This is a genomic window from Paraglaciecola algarum (assembly GCF_021532655.1).
GTDB lineage: Bacteria > Pseudomonadota > Gammaproteobacteria > Enterobacterales > Alteromonadaceae > Paraglaciecola > Paraglaciecola algarum.
Window position 1 is genome coordinate 207,133 of record NZ_JAKGAS010000004.1, and the last position, 22,214, is coordinate 229,346.

Sequence of the window (22,214 nt, forward strand, 5' to 3'; positions counted from 1 at the left end):
CTAGACAACTAGTACGCCTAAACATCTGTCAACTAAACGACTTATTGTTCGTTTGCAATGGCATTATCATAGGCATCTTTTGCCCAGTCGTACCAGTCGCTTGAAGTATCAGTAGGGCTTACAGCACCAATAAAGTCTACACTTTCAAAAAAGCCAGCATCAATTGTTGTCACATCATAAGGAACTTTTAAATCTGCGATAGTAGCAAAACCGTTAGCGGCTAATACGTCAGCATCACCACCTAACACTGTGTTATTGGCGTCAGCATTGTCAGTTAACCAGTTCGTGAAGGTTGTACTTCCAACTGTCTCTGACTTACCTAAAACCGCACATGCCGCAACTGAGTTCATCATAGATACGTCTCCATCAACAACAACTTGTTCAGCATCAGATGAGTTTTCGAAACAGTAACTTTGAGTAGCCGTAGTTTTAACTAAAAGCGTGTTGTACCAAGTCGCTGAAATGAAATCGTCTAACTTAATAGCAACTGAAGACTTACCATCACGTACTGAAATTTCATCTGTGGTTAATACAGTTACGTTGGCAATTTGAGGAGCAGAAGGAGCAACGTTGTTATCTTTAACTTTAGTTCCGTCAGATTCAAAACCACCATTCCCCATGTGCACAGTGTTACCAGCAGCATTTACGACTGAGCCGTGCTTAACAAGAATAAATTGAGCATTACCTTTCCAACCAGCATCAATATCAATACTGTCATCTTGGGTATCTGTCACTACTATGTGCTTAAGGTTTACAGCACCACCAAATAATTCGATACCGTCATCATAACCTGCATAGATGTCGATATAATCAATTGTAGTTCCTGAGCCAACAGCAAAAAGACTAAGAGAGTTTAAGTCGTTACCTTCTTCTGCACCAGCTGGTAAACCGCCAGCGTAATGAATTTTAACGAATTTTAATGTACCACTGTTATCAGTGTTATCACTACCACCATAATAGGTCACAGCGCCTTCACTCTCAGCGTTACATGTAACCGCATCACGTTCAGCATCTGAACATTGGTCTGTGATACCGAAACCATCAATCATAATACCGCCCCAATCTTGAGGTTGAGCATCAGATACTTTTAAACTTGCAATGGCATTGGCTGAAGTGAAAGTAATTGGGTTACTGTAAGTACCAACAGCTTCAATGTTAGCACCACGGTTGATTTGTACGCGAGATGAAGCATCGTCAAATGCCAAAGTAGCACCAGCTTCAATTTCAACAGTTGGACCATCTACAATAAGAGTACAGCTATCTGAAGTGTTACAGTTTTCACCAACAACTAAAGAACTTTTAAAGTAATGAACGCCACCGTTATCTAATTTAACCAACTCAATATCACTCGCCAATGGAGATGCTGGACTAACGAAGTCTTTACTATATTCACAGTTACCGCCAGTGAACTCACCTTGAACAGTTGCGCCATCAGCGTCATATGAAGCACAAGGATTAACATCTGGCTCTACACCACCGCCATTGTTATTACCTTCATTATTTGTAGTTGTAGTGTTGTTACTGTTGTTAACACTAGTGTCATTAACGGTAGGGGTGATATTGATATCACCGCCACAACCAGCAAGAGTTAATGCCGTAACGATTGCACTAGCTTTAAAAATGTTCTTAAGTTCCATCAGTCTCTCCAAATGCGAGTAAATTTGTTATTTATGAAAACGCGAGAGAGATTAACTAAGGAGCATGACAGTTTTGTTACATCATAAAATTGTCACAAAAGTTTAATAATCGATTTTATAAACAGTAGTTTATAAAATTCACCTGCTTTACAATACCAATCCGCCATTAATAGGTAGTCACTCAGCGAGAGTTTAAAAGCGTTTAGTCAAGGCGCATGATTGATAGCTTTTTATTAAAATCACCTAATTCTATTTCGAGGTCATGCAACACAGAATAAACTCTTTTAAAACTCGCCTGAAAGGAATGCCCCAGCGGGTTTTGCGCCTATCTTTTTAAAAAAGCTGGTTCTCGCTATTTGAAAGGGAACAACCATTACTGCACAGCGACGCCTTAATCAAAATCCGCTGGATGCATTCTGAGTGATCACATATTAAGGTGGATTGGTATAAATCAACTTTTAAAAGTCCTAAAAAACAAAACCCCACTAGCAATGCCATTGCTAGTGGGGTTTTAAATTATTATGAGCTAAGTGATTAAACTAGCATTCGATTAAGGAGCAAAAATGCCTTTAATCATAAAGTAGAACATGATTGATAAACCTGCACCTGCAGGCAAAGTTATCACCCAAGACACAACGATATTACGTACCACACCTAAGTTAAGTGCAGCAATACCACGTGCCATGCCTACACCTAACACAGCACCAACTAATGTTTGTGTAGTTGAGATAGGTAAACCAGTACCAGAAGCAATTACAACCGTACAAGCAGCAGCTAACTCAGCTGCAAAACCACGACTTGGGGTTAAGTGAGTTATACCTTTACCGATTGTGGCGATTACACGATGGCCAAATAAAGCTAAACCAGCGACAATACCGATACCACCTAGTGGTAATATCCACCACACTAGCGCCGCTTTTTTACCAATCTCACCGCCACTTTCCACAATACTCACAACTGCGGCTAATGGACCAATTGCGTTTGCCACATCGTTAGAGCCATGAGCAAAGGCCATACAACAAGCGGTGACTATCATAAGTACAGCAAATACTTTTTCAACGTTAGCAAACTGCATATCTTTTTGAGCATTTTCATCTAGCTTAATACGCGATACAAATAAGCGACCTATAATTCCCACCAATATGGCGATAGCAATAGCGATGAAATAACCTTGATCTGCTGGAATATCTAAACCAACGTGTTTTAGACCTTTTTTGATAGTCACTAAGGCCATCACAAAACCAGCTAATCCCATATAAAAAGGTACGTAGCGTTTTGCGTTAGCAAAAGGTTTATCAGTATCAAAAATCAGTTTTTGAGCTGACTGGAAGATTAAAAAAGCAATAAATCCGGATATAGCAGGAGTAATAATCCAACTTCCTACAATGCCGCCGACCTTGCCCCATTCAACAGCATCAGCACTCACACCTACAGCAGCAAAACCTACAATTGCCCCCACTATTGAGTGAGTAGTCGATACTGGCCAACCTAAGTAAGATGCAAAAGCTAACCACAAGCCAGCAGCCAATAACGCAGATATCATACCGTAAACCAAGAGCTCTGGAGTGTTAGTAAAGTATGCAGCATCGATAATACCTTTACGAATGGTAGAGGTTACCTCACCACCGGCTAAATACGCCCCGGCAAATTCGAATACCATAGCGATCAAAATAGCTTGTTTAATAGTCAGTGCTTTTGAACCTACAGAGGTCCCCATAGCATTTGCAACATCATTGGCACCAATACCCCATGCCATTAAAAAACCTACCGCAGCAGCGACTAGGATCAATACAAAACCGTAATTATTAATAATTTCCATTATTAGGATCTCTTAATTAGCTAACATTAATTCAAGTCGTGAACCGACTCTTTCAGAAATATCGGCTAATTCGCCGACCCATTCGATAATGCTATATAAAAACATAACATCTACAGGGTTGAGATCCTTTTCAAGTGCAAGTAAGTCACGACGCAGGCCTATCTGTAGCGCGTCTGTATCATCTTCAATTTCATCTAACCGTTCGATCATATCTTCAACTACTCGTAACTCACGGCCTCTAAAACCTGTTTCTAACAAATCATCTAATTCATTAATTACTTTTTTAGCTTGATTTGTGGCATCTAAACAACGCTTTAAATATTGCATAAAAGGTTCTTGTAACTCAGATGGAATAACTAACTGGCGCCCCAATATACGACCAGAGATATCTTTAGCTTTATTCGCTATTTTGTCTTGCTGAGTTAATAAATCTAAAACGTCTTGACGTTGGATTGGCATAAAAATACCAACCGGCAAACTAAGACGTAATTCACGCTTAATTTCGTCTGCTTCTTTTTCAAGCATTGAAATTTTACGTTGCGTCTCTTGTGCGACTTTCCAATCTTGCGCATACACAGCTTCAAAAAAAGGTAATAAACCTTGGCTTGATTTATGAACCAAGTTGATATGATCTTCTAATGGTTTTAGAGGTGATTTTGCAAACACGCCCAAAAATGAATTCATTGGCATAATTTTTCTCTTCAATGTTAAAACATCAATAACCATAGTCGATTTATAAAGGTTATTTTTAAAATAATTTATAAATAACTTTTACAAATCAAGCATGGTTTGTGCGAGCCACATTGAGTATATTCAATACTACTTAATGGCATGTGTGGGGATTCCCCCTTAAAATCTCTATGAATGACTTAACTTTTAGTTAAAATTCATCCAACATATTTTTTACTAGTTTGTTAGTAACTTGCAAACTAACACTTACATTTAAGCAAATATACATTAGGCTACAACAACTACGCGCAACACTTTATTACAGAAATGTGACACTTTTATGAAACCCATGATATTTACCTTAGTAGGACAAGATAAACCAGGCTTAATTAATGACCTAGCACAAACCGTTTATGATTTAGGGGGTAACTGGCTAGGTAGCAACCTGTCTCATATGGCAGGCCATTTTGCGGGTTTTGTACAAATAGATTTACCAGTTGAAAAACATCCTGATTTGCTCAATATTTTTTCTCAGCATCCCCACTTAAAAATTCATTTGTTAGCGGCAGAAGAATCTAACGATGAAGATCGACAAACCGCAAAAATTGAAATAACCGGCAATGATCGAAAAGGCATAGTGCAAGAGCTCACAAACACCCTGAATCAATTTAATTTAAACATTTTAAAATTTGATTCTAGCTGCCAAAGTGCACCAAACTGGGGAGGGATCTTATTTACAGCAACAAGCATAATTACTGTATCGAATGACTTCGACCTAGAAGACTTACGTGAAAGCTTAGAGTCTGTGGCCAACGATTTAATGGTTGATATAGAAATACAATAAAATTCAATATAGTCACCTTAAAATTACTCTGGTTAAACATTTATTAGGAGCTATTTGACTTAAACTGTATAGATATCATTCAAAGTGGGGAGTATTGTAAAAAGCTCCTCACTAGATTATAACTTTAGAAGGAAGTCGAAAGTTTACTGGCACCAAACTTGAATACCTTTGCTCGTAGATTACATATTTGAACTAATATAGATTCATAATTTTGTCACATTGATAGTAGAACATGCTTCGTTTTGTGCAGTTATTATAAGAGCCCCCAATGCCTGAGCTACCGACAATTTATTATCCACGAGAACTAAGCTGGTTAGCTTTTAACCATAGAGTTTTACAAGAAGCCAAAGATCCCTCTAATCCAATTATTGAACGTATTCGTTTTTTAGGCATTTATTCAAATAATATGGATGAGTTTTATCGGGTAAGGGTAGCAGACGTTAAACGACTGATTTATATCTATATAAATGAAGGTAAAACGGAGCTAGCCGAACAAACCAAACTCTTGATGGAGAAAATTCAACAAAAAGTGTTAATTATGACTGACGAATTTGATACCAGTCATAAAGAGGTGATTAAAGGTTTAGCACGGTACAATATATTTTTATTGGGCGAGGAAGATCTCAATCAATATCACACTGATTGGTTGAAAAATTATTTCAAAAGCAAAATCTTATGCCATATAGCGCCAGTTTTGTTGAATAAAAAGGTCAAACTTTTATCACGTTTAAATGACTCCACAACCTATCTTTATATTCGGATCCAACGGACTGACAAGGCCGATGCATACGCTGTGGTGGAAGTACCCAGCCATAGCCTTTCTCGATTTGTGGTTATTCCTCCAGAAAAAAGCCGTAAGAAAAAATACATCATATTGTTAGACGATATCATCCGCCTCAACCTAGAAAGTATTTTTAAAGGATTTATTGAGTTTGAAAAACTTGAAGCTTACTCTTTTAAGATGACCCGAGATTCCGAATATTCCATTAATGACGAAATTGATGAAAGTTACATGGAAAAGATGTCGGAGAGTATGAAACAACGATTAATTGCTGAACCTGTCAGAGTGGTTTACGACAGCCGAATGCCAGACTCCGCCTTAAAAGATCTGAAAAAACGTCTTAAAATATCTTCCTATGACAGCTTAATTGCAAGTGGTTCTTATCGTAACTTTAAGGACTTTATTGGCTTTCCTAATATCGGTCGGAGTTACTTAGAGAATCCCAAATTACCGGCTATGACCAGTAAAGACTTTACCGATTACGACACTGTGTTTGATGCAATTACAGCCAAAGACATATTGTTGTATTACCCGTATCATAAGTTTTTACATGTGACTGAATTCATTCGACAGGCAGCTTTTGACCCAAGCGTAAAACATATTCGTTTAAATATTTACCGAGTAGCAAGCCAATCAAGAGTAATTAGTTCTTTAATTGATGCAGTTGATAATGGTAAAAAAGTCACAGTGGTCATTGAATTGCGCGCTAGATTTGATGAAGAGAACAATATTGAATGGGCTAAAAAACTAACAGATGCGGGTGTAAAAGTGGTATTTGGTATGCCTAGCTTAAAAATCCATAGCAAACTTTGTTTAGTCACTCGTGAAGAAAAAGGTGAATTAGTACGCTACGCACATTTGGGCACGGGTAACTTCAATGAAAAAACCGCCAAAATTTATACTGATTTTAGCTTGTTCACCCGTAATCAAGAAATTGCTAAAGAAGCCGAAAACGTATTTAGCTTTATTCTACAACCCTATAAAAGGCAGAAATTTCAGCACCTGCAAGTTTCACCATTAAATACTCGCACAAAAATACAGTTATTAATTAGACAAGAAATTCAAAATGCTAAAGAAGGCTTAAAAGCAGGCATTATAATAAAAATCAACAACTTGGATGATAAAGCCTTAATTGATGACCTGTACAAAGCCAGTCAAGCCGGAGTTAAAATTAAAGCGATTATTCGAGGTATGTGTTCATTAGTACCTGGAGTTAAAGGACTCAGTGAAAATATCAGTATTATCAGTGTAGTGGATAGGTTTTTAGAACACCCAAGAGTGATGATATTTGAAAGTGCTGGCGAACAAAAAATGTTTATTTCCTCAGCTGACTGGATGACTCGTAACATGGACTTTAGAATTGAAGTAGGTTGTCCAATTTATGATGCTGATTTAAAGAAAAAAATTCTGGACATTATCGACTTACAATTTAAAGATACCTTGAAAGCCAGAGTGATAGACAAAGAACAAACGAATAAATATGTACGCCGTGGCAACCGAAAACACTTGCGCTCACAAGTAGAAACGTACAAATATATAAAATCAAACGAAAAAGGATAACTATGCCCAGTGTAAAATCCGCCTTTGAAAGCGTTGAAGAGCGAAAAAGTAGTCAAGTAGCTGCGTTAGATATTGGCTCAAATAGCTTTCATTTGGTGGTGGCCAGGATAGTTGCTGATTCAGTTCAAATATTACATAGACTTAAACCTAAAGTACGTCTGGCTGATGGACTAGATAAAGACGGCAGTCTTTCTCCTGAAGCCATGCAGCGGGGGTTAGATGCATTAAAAGTGGTGTCTGAAAGTTTACAAGGTTTTGAGCCAGAATATGTGCGGGTAGTTGCCACCCACGCTTTACGCAAAGCGACTAACGCTAAAGAATTTATTAAAGCTGCCAAAAAAGTTTTCCCCTTTCCAATTGAAATTATTTCCGGTGTTGAAGAAGCACGCCTAATATATCAAGGAGTCGCTCATACCAATCATGTAGAGGGTAATAGGTTAGTTATCGATATTGGGGGTGGCTCAACCGAATTTATTATCGGTGAGGGATTTGAAACCCATATTTTACGCAGTGTGCAAATGGGCTGTGTGAGTTTTACTAATAAGTTTTTTAAACAAGGGGAACTCAAACGCAAAGCCTTTGAAAAAGCCGTCACCGCAGCCCAACAAGCTTTAGAACTAATCGATAAAAAATACAAAAATATTGGCTGGCAAGCGTGTATTGGTACCTCAGGTACAATCAAGGTCATTATTGAACTTGCTTCCCATTTAGATGGAAATAACCGCGAAAATAAAGTGTCACTCAGTGACTTATACACCTTAATGGAGCTATGTTGCGCCGCTGGTAATAGTGAACATCTAGCTTTAGACGGTTTAAGTGAAGACCGCAAACCTGTTTTTGCTGCCGGACTTGCTATATTAATTGGCATATTTAAAAGTCTAAAAATAACTGAAATGGAATTATCGAGTGCAGCTTTACGTGAAGGTGTGCTTTATGAAATGGAAGATAATTTACAACATCTGGATATTCGGGAGCGCAGTGCCGAGAGTTTAGCCATTAGATATGACGTAGATGTAGCCCATGCTAAACGAGTATTAACTACTACTATGGGGTTATACCAACAAGTCAAAAAGTCATGGGGAATTGAAAATTCTGAATTAAAAAACTTACTCGGCTGGTCTTGCCTATTGCACGAAGTGGGTTTGCAAATTAACACCCGAGGCATTCAGCGACATTCATGTTATATTTTACAAAATATTGATTTACCGGGTTTTAGCCAAGAACAACAAAATCTGTTAGCAGTATTAGCTAGATTTCACCGTAAAAAAATAAAGTTGAGTGAAATACCCGAGTTTACTAATTTTCAACAAGCTGATGTGTATAAATTGGTAACTTTATTACGCTTAGGTGTATTACTGAACATAAAACGCCAAGATGACATTTTGCCAGACATACTACTCAAGGCAAATAACAGTCAATTATATATACAATTTCCTGAAAACTGGTTAAGTAAAAAGCCAATATTTAGTGCCGATATAGAAAGTGAAAGTAAATACATACAGGAAATAGAACTTACTTTAGAATACGAATAGAACCGATACAAACTCGCATATATCTAGTTAAAAATTGAATCAAAATAGACTCAGTTATAAAAAACATACATTACTCAAGGATGAAAAAAATCCATAAATGATATTTTCTGAAAACTCTAGCCAAGCTGCAGATTATCTACGTCAAGCTGTTCCAACTATGATGAAGCACAATATAGTGCCCGATCCGCTCAACTATACTTTATGGTATAGCTATTATTCCAAATCTTTTCCCCAACTGAATAAAGAACTAGAACAAGTTATTGAGCGTTACCAAACCTGTCCACCAGCAATAGCACAAACCTTGTTTATTCAGCATATCAGCCAAATAGATAAAGAGAACGATGAAAAAGAGCTAGATACTTTTCAAAAGGCAATATTAAAGCTTGTTGATAATTTGTCAGATTCTTTGGACATAACGGCCAAACAAACCGATGGATTTTCTAAAGCATTAATCGAAAATGTGAACACCATTGAAACATTGGAAGTAAATGAAGATGTATCCGCAGTACTAAATGCCCTTAATGAAAATGCCTCAGCAATATGCAACGCGAACCAAGAATTTCAAGGCCAACTGTCTTCTGCACAAAGTGAAATCAACTCTCTAAAGAATGAACTTGAAAAAAGCAAGCGTGAAGCTAATACCGACCCGCTCACAGGTTTATGTAATAGACGCGTTTTAGAGTCGGTTTACCATTCATTTATTGATGATGAAGGCGAACAGTTGGCATTAATCATCATGGATATCGATAAATTCAAAAATTTCAATGACACTCACGGTCATGTATTAGGTGATCAAATCCTAAAATTTGTAGGCCAACTACTTGAAAAAGAATGTGATGATCCCGTCATTGCCATTAGATTGGGCGGTGAAGAATTTGCTTTATTTTGTCCTAATTTCAGTCTAAACCAAGCGAAAGAACTTTCAGAAAAAATACGATTAAAATTATCTTCAACCCCTTATACCAATAAACGTACCGGAGATAAAATCAACCCTGTAACGGCTTCATTTGGCATCACCCAAAGAAGTCCGACAGACAATTTAATCAGCATTATTGAAAGAGCAGACAAAGCGCTATACAAAGCCAAAGACTCTGGGCGAGACAGGGTTGAAGCAATATTATAACCCTAGTCTTCTGCTGATAGCAGTTAAGACCGTATACGCCATAAGCATAGGGAAATTTTGGCTTTCTATGTTTACTGTTTTTGCAAAATATTTTTAATATCTTCAGGGAAAAACCATAGGTTAGATTGTTGCAGTAATCGTTTAGTATTAGCACTCAAAGCTGGATTTTTTAGGTAAATCCTTTTTCTATTTGCAAAATTTACCAAGTCAAACATGGCCTGCGGAGCACGATATTTAAAAAACAACTCATCAAAACTACCGTTATCAATTGCAAGTTCAAGGCCTTTAGTTAATCGCTCAGCCAGCAATTGATTGTCTTTTTTAACAAAAAAATACACAGGTGAAATATATTGTAATAATAGGCAACAATCGACTGTTAGTGATTCGTCAAAATCTAACTCTCGCCATGCTTCGGTAACTGCCCGTGGAAACGCATCAAACCGTTCTTTAACCAACATTTCGTGCAAACTTTGAGAGTTAGCTAAGATTACGTTTAAATCATTCGCTTTCAATATAGTGGAATCGGGCCAACCTATACCTTGTCCTAGAGACAGTTTTTTAAGGTCGTCAAAATTACTCACTTTTTTTATTTTTTCTTGTTGTTCTTTTTTGATTAATAAGACTCTATAACCCATTAAACCTTTCAATAATGGAATATAAACTGCTTGAAGTTGTTCTTCACGTTGAGCACTTGTCATTGTCCAGTGCACGTCGACAAAATCCCCCTCCTGTAAGAGCATTAACGAACGCTGCTGAGAAGAGATAAACATACGCGGACTCAGTTCAAATTCACCATATTCTGCGACTGTATTGGTTAAAGCTAAATTCAGTAGCTCAGTATAGTAATGTCGAACAGGATGATTGACATCGCTACTGTGTTGATGGAATTTAACAATAAGAGGTGCGCTAGTAGCTACTTTGGAAACAAGCATTAGCAACAAAATTAAGGTGCATCTAATTTTAATTACCATTGTCTACAAGGAAAGAGATCCATAAATTTAATGTATCAATAAAAAATATAAAAAAGTTGAATTTATTAAACACCAACCATAGCCTTCTTTAGTCAATCTAATACTAAGGAACTCACCTATAAATACCAAATTTTCATTGTACGCTCATAAATCGTCTGTTTTTACCGAGTTAACTGACGTATTTATTGCTTAGCTCTCCTTTTTCTGGCAATCCCGTCTAGTCACTTGGAATGTTCAATTATAGTACAAAGTTAATTTTCCTCAGCGAACCATTTATACATAACTAATGCGTCCACTAGACCTAGTTTAGGATGATTAAAAGCTTTAGGTAGCCGGCCTACTGTTTCAAAACCTGATTTATGCCACAATCTAATTGCTCCGACGTTAGACGCCGCAACAAAATTAAACTGCATGGCTGAGTAACCCAATTCAACCGCAATTTTTTCTGAATGTTCACATAGTAAAGTAGCTAAGCCCTTACCTCTAGCCTCAGGTGCGACCATATACCCGCAGTTACACACATGATTACCAGGGCCTGCTTGATTGTTTTTTAAGTAATAAGTAGCTAATACTTGATTATCTTGCACAGCTACATAAGTTTTTCTGGGAGCTTCACACCACAACTTTATTGCTTGTGACCTGTTAGTACTGCGATCATAAGCGTAAGTTTCACCCGCAGCGGCAACACCTTGAAAAATACACCATATTCCCTCAAAGTCACTCTCATGAGCTTCTCGTATTTGCATACATTAGACCTTAATCAGGGAGTACATTATTAAGTTTTTGTGTAATAAACTGAATTGTTTTAAAGAGAAACAGTAAACAATTAAAGCTAAATTTATCGACCTAAGTATTCATCGATCAATACAGATAACTTGTCTTGTAAATGTTCTTCAAAATCATCTAACTCTTTATCGAATACTCGTAAGTACTTTTCAGCTTTGTCATGATCAAGTTTTTTATTATTAGTTTTGTATTCTGTTTCTGGCAATGATTTGTCATATCTTGGAGTGATCACCCAACGAACAAAATCTGAATCTAATTTAGCCACCGCTTTTTTCGCATATTTACAAAAGCCGTCAATGTGATCAGCTCCATCTGGACCCAAGCACCCAGGCTCGACTCGAAATGTAACGGTTAATTTTTTATAAAGCGGTAAAGGTAAACTTAATCCCATTTATTCGAACCTCACTCCTTCAACTTAGTACCATTAGAATAATATACCAATTAAAAACAAACCATTAAAAATAAATAGTTCAGTTCAAAATAAAAACTGTCGGACATTAATTAGGCCCGACAGTTAAATAAACCAAGCTAACTCTTTGAGGCTGTGTAAATGTTTTCAATTGAAACATTTAAGATTGAATTAAACTCTGAATCAGCTTGTTTAGCGTTTAAACCCTGTGACAAAGCGCGAGAATAACTGGCGATCACACCGTTATTTTGGACTAATTTAAAGTTTGCTTCGGCCTGTGAATAACCACCAGACAAAGACACCACTTTAAGTACTTTTGGATGTTTAACCAAATCAGCGTAGAAATTGGCTTCATCCGGTAAAGTGAGCTTTAACATGATTTGTACGCCTTCGTCCAAATTTGCAAGATGCTGAAGAATCGATTCCTTGAGCATCACTTCAGCTTTGGCTTTTTCAGGACAGTGAATATCTAATTCAGGCTCCAAAATCGGCATAAGTCCAGCCGCTAAAATTTGTTTACCTACTGCAAACTGCTGAGCAATATTGGCTTCAATACCAAATGCATTTGCCTGTTTAATGACGGATCGCATCTTAGTACCAAATACATTTTGTGTATTCGCTTTAGCTAATAATTCAGCTAAATTGGCGATGGGTTTCATTAGTTGCACCCCATCTTTTTCAGGCTCTAGCCCTTTGTCGACTTTTAAAAATGGAATGATGTTTTTCACATTCCATAAATATTTAGCCGACGGTTGACCGGCAATGTCCCGGTCTAAGGTGTTTTCAAATAAAATGGCACCTAAGGTTCTGTCACCGTCAAAATATGGCGAAGTGATAATACGGGTACGCATTTCGTGTACCTTAGTAAACATTTCTTCATTATTTTGATATTCAGATTCTGCTATACCGTATACCGCAAGGGCTTTAGGTGTGCTACCTCCACTTTGATCTAATGCGGCTATAAAACCATTTTTGTTCTTTATTTTTGCAAGCATATCTAACTGCGCTTGTGAGTTCATAAGCAACACTCCTTAAAAGGTGCTGTAGCCGATTGCTATACCATTTTAGGTATTACTTCGACTTTGTAGGGTTATAGAGATAAAAAGGAGCAGAAAATCAGACAGGATATTTTAGTTTAGATAGCCGAAGGCCTACCTAATAAAAAGCAGCATGTAGGGTTCACTGTTCCAAATTTTGAGAGCTTAAACTCTTCTTATTATTTGATTCTTTACAGGGCTAAGATCTAACGTCTGATACCCATAGAATATTTTAATTGGTTAAGCGATATTCGCTTAACCATTTGTTATTTTCGTAATTCTTTCTTTTACTTCGCAGCGCGAGCTTCAAGCATAGCCACTGCAGGTAACACTTTACCTTCAACAAATTCTAAAAAGGCACCACCACCTGTTGAGATATAAGAAATTTGATCTTCTAATCCCCACTTATCAATTGCAGCCAAAGTATCGCCGCCGCCAGCTATTGAGAAAGCATCACTCTCGGCAATGGCTCGCGCTACCACTTCAGTACCTTTTGAAAAATTATCGAATTCAAATACACCGCATGGGCCGTTCCATAAAATGGTTTTGGCATTGCGTAAAATAGCCGCTACATTTTCAGCTGTTTTCGGGCCGTAATCCATAATTTCTTCATCGTCTTGTACTTCATTAGCCGCTTTAATTACCGCAGGCTCTTGATCGGAGAAGTTTTTGCCGGTGCGCACATCTACTGTTTCTGGAATATCTAAGGCTTCCATTAAACGCTGTGCTTCTGGGATCAAATCTTTTTCATACAAAGACAAACCAACATTGTTTCCACGTGCTGCCACGAAAGTATTGGATATGCCACCACCTACAACTAACTGGTCTGCAATTTTTGATAAGGCATCTAGCACAGTTAATTTGGTCGATACTTTTGAGCCACCCACAATGGCTACTAAAGGTCTTTGTGGGTTATTAAGAGCTTTACCCAAAGCGGCTAATTCACCGGCTAATAGAGGGCCAGCACAAGCAATAGGCGCATGAACACCTACACCATGAGTTGACGCTTGGGCACGATGAGCAGTACCAAATGCATCCATTACGTAAACATCACATAATGCCGCATATTGTTTGGCTAAGGTTTCGTCGTCTTTCTTTTCACCTTTATTAAAACGCACATTTTCTAACACAACCACTTCACCGGCATTGACTTCAACGCCAGCAAGGTAGTCTTTTTCTAAACGTACAGTTAAATCGGTATTGTCTTGTAGGTACTTAACTACCGGCAACAAAGAAAATTCTTCCGCATATTCACCTTCAATTGGGCGACCTAAATGTGACATCACCATCACTTTAGCACCCGCTGCAACAGCAGCCTGAATAGTAGGTAAAGAAGCACGAATACGGGCATCAGAAGTGACCGCGCCATCTTTAACTGGCACATTTAAATCTTCGCGGATTAGCACGCGTTTGCCGGCTAAATCCAATTCTGACATGTTAATTACTGACATAATTTATCCTTAATAATAATTTATAAAAATTGTTCAATTGTTTATTCGGCATGATAGCCGCGATACATTGCGCGGCAGGTGTCTAACATTCGATTGGCAAACCCCCACTCGTTATCACACCAAACTAAAGTTTTTACCAAGTGTCTATGGCTGACCCGAGTTTGTGTGCCATCTACAATACAAGAATGGGGATCATGATTAAAATCACAGGAAACCAAAGGTATCTCAGTGTAATCGAGTAAACCATTTAAGCTTCCCAACTTAGCGGCTTTTAATGCTTGGTTAACCCCAGCCACGTTAGTATCTGAGTTTAAGGTGACACTTAAGTCCATAGCCGTCACATTAATAGTGGGTACGCGCACCGCTATGGCTTCAAATTTTCCAGCGAATTGCGGTAAAATACGCTCAATCCCCGCTGCGAGTTTGGTATCGACAGGGATAATAGACTGACTAGCGGCACGGGTTCGTCTTAAATCTGGATGATAAGCATCAATCACTTGTTGGTCATGCATGGACGAATGAATAGTAGTGATAGTCCCGCTATTTACCCCAAACGCCTGATCTAAGGTTTGAATAATAGGTACGATACAATTAGTTGTGCACGAACCATTAGATACAATCTTGTGCTCGGCTGTCAAAATGTGATCGTTGATCCCGTAAATAATAGTGGCATCCACATCAGGACTAGCAGGCTCAGCAAATAATACTTGCTTTGCGCCTTGGTCTAAATGCGCTTGCCCCCACTTACGTTCGCCAAATTTACCAGTACATTCCAACACTATATCTACATTATATTGCTGCCAATCAAGATCTTTTATCTCAGGGCAATGCAACAAGGCAATATCATCCTCGTCAACATTTAAGTAATGATTACTCGCATTAAGTGGCTTTAAATTTACCGAGGAAGAAAAGCGTCCGTGAGCGGTATCGTACTTTAAAAGATGGGCAATGCCTTCAGCAGAGGCTAATTCATTAATCGCCACCACTTTGATAAATTGATTCTGACCACTTTCATAAAGCGCACGAAGGACATTTCTGCCAATACGACCAAAACCATTTATTGCGATACGGATCATAACTTCCTAATTGACTTGAAAATAACGGACGTTTATTTGTTTGTAAAACAAAGGGCGCTAAAAAGCGCCCTATTCTATCTTTAGTTTGTGGTAATCGAAAGTTATCTCACTCTCAAAACCTCAACTTTATGCGCTTTTATAAGCCTTTAGCCGCTTCAACCACGGCATCAGCAGTAATGCCGAAATGTTTAAGCAATGCGCCACCTGGTGCAGATTCGCCAAAGGTAGACATACCCACAATCGCGCCATTAAAGCCAACATATTTGTACCAGTAATCAACATGAGCCGCTTCTACTGCAACACGTTTTGTGATGCTTGATGGCAATACAGATTCTTTATAATCTGCATCTTGCTTATCAAACACACTAGTACAAGGCATAGATACTACGCGAGCAGCAATACCTTGAGTAGCAAGCTGTTCAGCAGCTTCAACACTAATACCCACTTCAGAACCAGTGGCAATAATGATCACATCTGGCGTACCAGCTGTGTCTTTAAGGATATAACCACCACGAGCAATGGCTTTAACTTGAGCTGCATCACGAGCTTGTGCAGGTAAACCTTGACGACTAAATACTAACGATGAAGGACCATCTTTACGCTCTAGAGCGAATTTCCATGCAGTGGCTGTTTCAGCTGCATCACATGGGCGCCATGTATCCATATTTGGAGTAAGACGCAAGTTAGCCACTTGTTCGATAGGCTGGTGAGTTGGACCATCTTCGCCTTGACCAATTGAGTCATGAGTATAAACTTGAATATTTGGAATACCCATTAAAGCAGACATTCTAAGTGCGTTACGGGCATATTCCATAAACATTAAGAAAGTTGCGCCGTATGGACGGAATCCACCGTGTAAACCAATACCATTCATAATGGCAGTCATACCAAATTCACGTACACCATAGAAAATATAGTTGCCACTTGCATCTTCAGCGGTTAAACCTTTGGCACCTGACCATAATGTTAGGTTAGAGCCAGCCAAATCAGCAGAGCCACCAATCACTTCAGGTAAAATACTAGCAAAAGCTTCAATTGAATTTTGTGACGCTTTACGACTTGCTACGTTTTCTGCTTTGTCTTGGCATTCTTGAATAAATGCGTCAGCTTTAGCTGAGAAATCAGCAGGTAAATCACCCGCTATACGACGTTTGTATTCAGCCGCTTCAGCTGGGAATGCTGCGGCATACGCATCAAACTTAGCGTTCCACTCTTGTTCTTTAGACGAACCAGCTTCTTTAGCATCCCACCCTGCATATACATCAGCTGGGATTTCAAACGGTGCATGTGGCCAGTTTAAGAATTCACGAGCTGCAGCGATTTCTTCATCACCTAATGGTGCACCGTGACAATCATGGCTACCCGATTTATTTGGTGAGCCAAAACCAATGATTGTTTTACAGCAGATCATGGTTGGTTTGTCGGTTACGGCTTTCGCTTGCGCGATTGCAGCAGCAATGGCGTCAGCATCATGACCATCTACATCAGCAATGACATGCCAACCGTAAGCTTCAAAACGAGCTGGAGTATCGTCAGTGAACCAACCTTCTACTTCACCATCGATAGAAATACCGTTGTCATCCCAAAATGCCACTAGCTTACCTAAGCCCAAAGTGCCGGCTAAAGAACATGCTTCATGAGAAACACCTTCCATCAAACAACCGTCACCTAAAAAGCTGTAAGTGTAATGGTCAACTATTTCATGACCTGGCTTGTTAAATTGAGCGGCTAAGGTTTTTTCAGCTATGGCCATACCTACTGCATTACAAATACCTTGGCCTAGAGGACCAGTCGTAGTTTCAACACCTGCTGTGTAACCATATTCTGGGTGACCAGGGGTTTTAGAATGTAGTTGTCTAAATTGAGCTAATTCCTCAATTGGTAAGGCATATCCTGACAAATGCAACAACGAATAAATCAACATTGAACCGTGACCATTTGATAATACAAAACGATCTCGGTTAGCCCACTCTGGGTTGGTCGGGTTATGATTTAAAAAATCTGTCCATAAAACTTGAGCTATATCAGCCATTCCCATTGGTGCACCTGGGTGACCAGATTTGGCTTTTTGAACAGCATCCATACTTAAAGCACGGATTGCGTTGGCGAGGTCTCGACGTGAAGGCATGTTGTCTCCTGACTAATTCATAGGATAAGCAAGGTATTTAACCCTTAGGATAACTACACTTACCAAAATAGCCGTCTATTCTGTTATAGCCGAAGACTAACTGCAATCTTAAAACGCTTACGAAAGGCTATTTCTATATGACTTTTATTCACAACTTAGTCTAAATAAGTTACAGCCATTTAGACGTCTAGAAGTAAAGACTGGTATTTTCTCAATAAATTGCTAGAATGGCCGACATAATAGTTCTCTATATCAGCATTAATTAAGGCAGCCCTATGACAGCACATCTTTTTACTTCTGAATCTGTTTCTGAAGGACATCCAGATAAAATAGCCGATCAAATATCAGATGCGGTACTTGACGCAATACTTGAGCAAGATCCTAAAGCACGTGTGGCTTGCGAAACATTTGTTAAAACAGGCATGGTATTGGTGGGCGGCGAAGTGACCACCTCTGCTTGGGTTGATATTGAAGAAATCACCCGTAAAACCGTAAGAGATATTGGTTATGTTAATTCTGAAATGGGTTTTGATGCAGATTCTTGTGCAGTATTAAATGCAATTGGTAAACAGTCTCCCGATATTAACCAAGGTGTTGACCGCTCTTCTCCAGAAGAACAAGGTGCCGGTGACCAAGGTTTAATGTTTGGTTATGCTAGTAATGAAACCGACGTGTTAATGCCTGCACCTATCACTTATTCTCATAGATTAGTCAAACGTCAGGCTGAAGTGCGCAAAAATGGCAGATTAAGCTGGTTACGTCCTGATGCCAAAAGCCAAGTTACTTTTGTTTATGAAGATGGTAAACCTGTAGGCATAGATGCAATCGTATTATCCACACAACATTGTGATTCTATTAGCACTGCTGATTTGCGCGAAGCGGTGATGGAAGAAATTATCAAACCTGTAGTACCAGCAGAGTGGTTAACCGCCAAAACTAAGTACTTTATCAATCCAACAGGTCGATTTGTAATCGGTGGACCAGTGGGTGATTGTGGTTTGACCGGTCGTAAGATTATTGTTGATACTTATGGTGGTATGGCTCGCCATGGTGGTGGAGCTTTCTCTGGTAAAGATCCATCAAAAGTAGATAGATCAGCTGCTTACGCTGGACGATACGTAGCTAAAAACATAGTAGCTGCCGGATTGGCTGACAAATGTGAGATTCAAGTGTCTTATGCCATTGGGGTAGCAGAACCAACGTCCATCAATGTTGACACCTTTGGTACGAGTAAAGTTTCGGAAGAAAAATTAATAAAACTTATTCGTGAACACTTTGAGCTAAGACCACACGGCTTAATTCAAATGTTAGATTTAGAGCGCCCTATCTATCAGCCTACAGCTGCTTATGGTCATTTTGGCCGTGAAGAATTTCCTTGGGAAAAAACAGATGTTGCTGAGCGTTTAAAAGCCAGTATTTAATCTACAACTAAATGTTTGAAATATTTGAAAGCCTCGCAAGAGGCTTTTTTATTGGATTGAGATTGATCGGTTTAAAAAGTTACTCGAAACCTTCAAACTCACGCGCTGCCCTGTCACACTGCGACATAGGACGCAAAGATAAACGAACATCCCCAGCCACCCGCACTTTTACACATTGTCCTTGGTGTGCTTCTTTATCATCTACAATAACATTCACTATATCCCCATCTATAGCGGATAACTGATATTCATATCCTGTTGTATCACCTTCAAAAATGGCCGTTAATAAGCCGCCGAATATTCCACCAATAATAGCCCCTGCTAACATGTCGTCACTATCTCCATGTATGTTACTAAGTGCACCATCAACAGCCCCTACCGCGGCTGCTTCACCTGCATAAGACTTAAATTTAACTTTATGCACGTCTTCTACTAAGGCATAAAACTCAGTAACAAATTGATTTTTGGCTTGATGATCAACATGTGCCGAATTAGCGCAAGCACCTAAAACCAAAACGTTAATCAAAATAAGTAATTTAGAAAATAATCTGTTCATAATAACGTCCAAAAGTTATCGATGCTGCTATAAAAAAGAAAATAGCTGAATTTGACTGAACCCAAGCTTAACGCTCAGTATAGATCAAGGTATGATCCAAATTCATTCGAACTTAGAGTTATATTTATGCTAAACAAAAAAGTAACCCTTATTGCGCTATCTAGCTTAATTCTTTTAGTGTCTTGTGCTAAGTCACCTTTAGGCCGTAATCAATTAAAACTTTATTCAAGCTCACAACTAGCCGGAATGGGTGAACAAGCTTTTGATGGTATGAAGGCTCAGCAGAAGGTTTCCACTAAAGGAGTCTCGAATAACTTTGTACAATGTGTGGCTGATGCAATCACCAAACACGTACCTAAATCTGTGTTTAGTGGTAATTGGGAATTAGTTGTCTTTGATGAGCCACAAGTCAATGCCTTTGCTTTACCTGGCGGAAAAATAGGGGTTTATACAGGACTTTTAGACGTAGCTGAAAATCAGCATCAACTGGCGGCGGTAATCGGCCACGAAGTAGGCCATGTGATTGCTGAACATGGTAATGAGAGGATGTCGAGTAACACCCTAATAGGTATAGGAATGGAAACCACCAACCAGTTGCTCGAAGCCAAACAAATTGCCAGTAGTAATATGATCATGGCGGGACTCGGGTTAGGGGTGCAAGTTGGCTTTCAATTACCCTTCGGCAGAACTCACGAAACTGAAGCGGATTTAATTGGATTAGAATTAATGGCTAAAGCTGGGTTTCAGCCGCAACAAGCAAGTAAATTGTGGCAAAACATGGATAAAGCCGCTGGCGGAAAGCGTCAACCAGAATGGTTATCTACACACCCTTTACCCACCACTCGAATTAAAACCTTAAACGAAAATATGCCATCTGCTACAAATATCTATAAAAACTCAACTGATAGACCTAGTTGTAAACGATAAAACACAAACAAAAAAATGCCGCGCTAAACAATTAGCACGGCATTTTTTAAACCAATTGGCATAAATAAGTAACCACTCAGAAAATTATTTTTCAGAGTCTTTATGCACATGCACATCCATTTGTGGGAACGGAATAGCGATACCTTCTTGATCGAAGCGTAATTTAACCGCTTCAGTAAAAGCAAACTTAACAGCCCAAAAATCAGCCGTTTTGGCCCAAGGTCTAACTACAAAATTAACACTACTGTCAGCTAATTCAGACACAGCAATAGTCACAGCAGGCTCTTTCAAGATACGCTCATCGGCATCTGCAATTTCTTGTAGTACTTCTTTAGCCCTTTTCAAGTCACTGTCGTAACCAATACCCACAACCATATCCACACGGCGTGTTTCTTTAGCTGAATAATTAGTTATGTTTCCACCATATATAGAGCCATTTGGTATAATCACTTCTTTATTGTCACCCGTGGTCATGATTGTAGTGAATATACTAATACTTTTCACTACACCTGCAGCACCACCCGCTTCTACAAAATCTCCGGCTTTAAAAGGTCTAAATACCAGTAGCATTACGCCTGCAGCAAAATTTTGTAATGAGCCTTGTAGAGATAAACCTATGGCTAAACCTGCCGCACCTAAAATTGCCACTAACGAAGTAGTATCAACGCCTAATTGATCTAGAGATGCCACTATCACAAATAACATCAATAGTGCATTGACTATAGCTTTTAAAAAATCTACCAGCATGTCGTCATATTTTGAGCGTTGTAGTAACTTACCAAATAAATTAACCACTACACCTACAATGATTTTACCCACAAAATAAATAACCACTGCCATTAAGATATTAATACCCCATGGAATAGCATAGGTATCAACTAATTGAGTTACCTTTTCCGCATCTAATTCAAACATTTTTTTCTCCATTATATGAAACAACCAAATTAAGTTTACTACTATTTATATGGGTCTTGAGTAGTGTTTACTGCTGCAATTCAAGCAACCAATTTAACAAAACAAGAACAGTTTATAGGGCCTAACAATTATGTAAAGTCAAAAAGCAGTCCATAAAAAACTGCGTACAAGTTAAAGCTTCTGAAAATTAAATCAATTAGACAATAGTCAAAAGTGACTACATTTTTTTTATCAAATACTCATAAAAAGTAATATAAATGTCACAACCTAATGTTAATTTCAGCGCATTGATTTATATTTATACAATTGTAAATTTGAGTATAAGTATTTTAGTGTTAATATAAGTGCAACCTATCCAAGGTTGACTAATATTTTTAAAGGAATTGAAAATGTTATTAGTATATTTATTAATTATCGCAGTAGTGGTTCTTTTAGCTTTTTCTCTTTCTAGAGAAACTGGCAAGAACACTAAGTATGCTCGTAGACAGGGTAACACCTTAGTCGAGAATCGGGTGGGCACCTCACAACAAATTAGTATGTCTAATCCTAGTGAAGCAAGCTAAAAACTTATA

At 38.5% G+C, this 22,214-nt stretch carries 19 protein-coding genes; 7 read left to right on the forward strand and 12 right to left on the reverse strand.

The annotated features are described in order from the left end of the window. Positions 1 to 41: 41 nt before the first annotated feature. The 3 genes from L0668_RS09250 to L0668_RS09260 form a co-directional block, all read right to left on the reverse strand. The gene (locus L0668_RS09250) at positions 42 to 1,637 is read right to left on the reverse strand and encodes a beta-helix domain-containing protein (protein WP_235311988.1); all 1,596 of its coding nucleotides are present in this window, start codon (positions 1,635 to 1,637) and stop codon (positions 42 to 44) included. A 550-nt stretch (positions 1,638 to 2,187) separates the two neighbouring features. Beyond that, positions 2,188 to 3,456, reverse strand: coding sequence for an inorganic phosphate transporter (locus L0668_RS09255; protein WP_235311990.1), 1,269 nt, complete (start codon positions 3,454 to 3,456; stop codon positions 2,188 to 2,190). A 12-nt stretch (positions 3,457 to 3,468) separates the two neighbouring features. Continuing rightward, a complete protein-coding gene (locus tag L0668_RS09260; protein WP_235311992.1) occupies positions 3,469 to 4,146 on the reverse strand; it encodes a TIGR00153 family protein in 678 nt (225 codons plus the stop codon). A gap of 319 nt (positions 4,147 to 4,465) precedes the next feature. Here L0668_RS09260 and L0668_RS09265 point away from each other — a divergent pair, with 319 nt between their 5' ends. From L0668_RS09265 to L0668_RS09280, 4 genes are all read left to right on the forward strand, one after another. Next, positions 4,466 to 4,969, forward strand: coding sequence for a glycine cleavage system transcriptional repressor (locus L0668_RS09265; RefSeq protein ID WP_235311994.1), 504 nt, complete (start codon positions 4,466 to 4,468; stop codon positions 4,967 to 4,969). A gap of 268 nt (positions 4,970 to 5,237) precedes the next feature. After that, positions 5,238 to 7,310, forward strand: a complete 2,073-nt coding sequence (ppk1, locus tag L0668_RS09270) for a polyphosphate kinase 1 (RefSeq protein WP_235311995.1) — start codon at positions 5,238 to 5,240, stop codon at positions 7,308 to 7,310. A gap of 2 nt (positions 7,311 to 7,312) precedes the next feature. Then, positions 7,313 to 8,842, forward strand: coding sequence for an exopolyphosphatase (gene ppx / locus L0668_RS09275; RefSeq protein ID WP_235311996.1), 1,530 nt, complete (start codon positions 7,313 to 7,315; stop codon positions 8,840 to 8,842). Positions 8,843 to 8,939: 97 nt separating this feature from the next. Then, positions 8,940 to 9,965, forward strand: coding sequence for a GGDEF domain-containing protein (locus tag L0668_RS09280; RefSeq protein ID WP_235311997.1), 1,026 nt, complete (start codon positions 8,940 to 8,942; stop codon positions 9,963 to 9,965). Between the two features lie 71 nt (positions 9,966 to 10,036). Here L0668_RS09280 and L0668_RS09285 read toward each other — a convergent pair whose 3' ends face one another. From L0668_RS09285 to tkt, 7 genes are all read right to left on the reverse strand, one after another. Further along, positions 10,037 to 10,897, reverse strand: coding sequence for a transporter substrate-binding domain-containing protein (locus L0668_RS09285; protein ID WP_235311998.1), 861 nt, complete (start codon positions 10,895 to 10,897; stop codon positions 10,037 to 10,039). A gap of 290 nt (positions 10,898 to 11,187) precedes the next feature. Further along, a complete protein-coding gene (locus L0668_RS09290) occupies positions 11,188 to 11,682 on the reverse strand; it encodes a GNAT family N-acetyltransferase (RefSeq protein ID WP_235311999.1) in 495 nt (164 codons plus the stop codon). Between the two features lie 92 nt (positions 11,683 to 11,774). Then, entirely contained in the window at positions 11,775 to 12,113 is a 339-nt protein-coding gene (locus L0668_RS09295; RefSeq protein WP_235312001.1) for a hypothetical protein, read from the reverse strand. A gap of 137 nt (positions 12,114 to 12,250) precedes the next feature. Continuing rightward, complete coding sequence (locus tag L0668_RS09300; RefSeq protein WP_235312002.1) at positions 12,251 to 13,150, reverse strand: fructose bisphosphate aldolase; 900 nt, start codon at positions 13,148 to 13,150, stop codon at positions 12,251 to 12,253. 305 nt (positions 13,151 to 13,455) lie between these two features. After that, a complete protein-coding gene (locus tag L0668_RS09305; protein WP_235312004.1) occupies positions 13,456 to 14,619 on the reverse strand; it encodes a phosphoglycerate kinase in 1,164 nt (387 codons plus the stop codon). Between the two features lie 41 nt (positions 14,620 to 14,660). After that, entirely contained in the window at positions 14,661 to 15,695 is a 1,035-nt protein-coding gene (gene epd / locus L0668_RS09310) for an erythrose-4-phosphate dehydrogenase (protein ID WP_235312006.1), read from the reverse strand. A gap of 136 nt (positions 15,696 to 15,831) precedes the next feature. After that, entirely contained in the window at positions 15,832 to 17,823 is a 1,992-nt protein-coding gene (gene tkt, locus L0668_RS09315) for a transketolase (RefSeq protein WP_235312008.1), read from the reverse strand. A gap of 275 nt (positions 17,824 to 18,098) precedes the next feature. Between tkt and metK the strand changes: the two genes are divergently transcribed. Next, a complete protein-coding gene (gene metK, locus L0668_RS09320; RefSeq protein WP_235312009.1) occupies positions 18,099 to 19,244 on the forward strand; it encodes a methionine adenosyltransferase in 1,146 nt (381 codons plus the stop codon). A 79-nt stretch (positions 19,245 to 19,323) separates the two neighbouring features. Here metK and L0668_RS09325 read toward each other — a convergent pair whose 3' ends face one another. Continuing rightward, positions 19,324 to 19,800: a hypothetical protein gene (locus L0668_RS09325; protein ID WP_235312011.1), complete on the reverse strand. Its 477-nt coding sequence runs from the start codon at positions 19,798 to 19,800 to the stop codon at positions 19,324 to 19,326. A gap of 126 nt (positions 19,801 to 19,926) precedes the next feature. On the opposite strand from L0668_RS09325, the gene L0668_RS09330 reads away from it, so the two are divergent. Then, positions 19,927 to 20,727, forward strand: coding sequence for a M48 family metallopeptidase (locus tag L0668_RS09330; protein ID WP_235312013.1), 801 nt, complete (start codon positions 19,927 to 19,929; stop codon positions 20,725 to 20,727). Positions 20,728 to 20,811: 84 nt separating this feature from the next. Here the strand turns inward: L0668_RS09330 and L0668_RS09335 are convergent, their stop codons facing one another. Further along, positions 20,812 to 21,642 (reverse strand): mechanosensitive ion channel family protein, encoded by an 831-nt coding sequence (locus L0668_RS09335; protein WP_235312014.1) that lies wholly within the window; start codon positions 21,640 to 21,642, stop codon positions 20,812 to 20,814. A 389-nt stretch (positions 21,643 to 22,031) separates the two neighbouring features. On the opposite strand from L0668_RS09335, the gene L0668_RS09340 reads away from it, so the two are divergent. Continuing rightward, complete coding sequence (locus L0668_RS09340; protein WP_235312015.1) at positions 22,032 to 22,205, forward strand: hypothetical protein; 174 nt, start codon at positions 22,032 to 22,034, stop codon at positions 22,203 to 22,205. Positions 22,206 to 22,214: the final 9 nt, after the last annotated feature.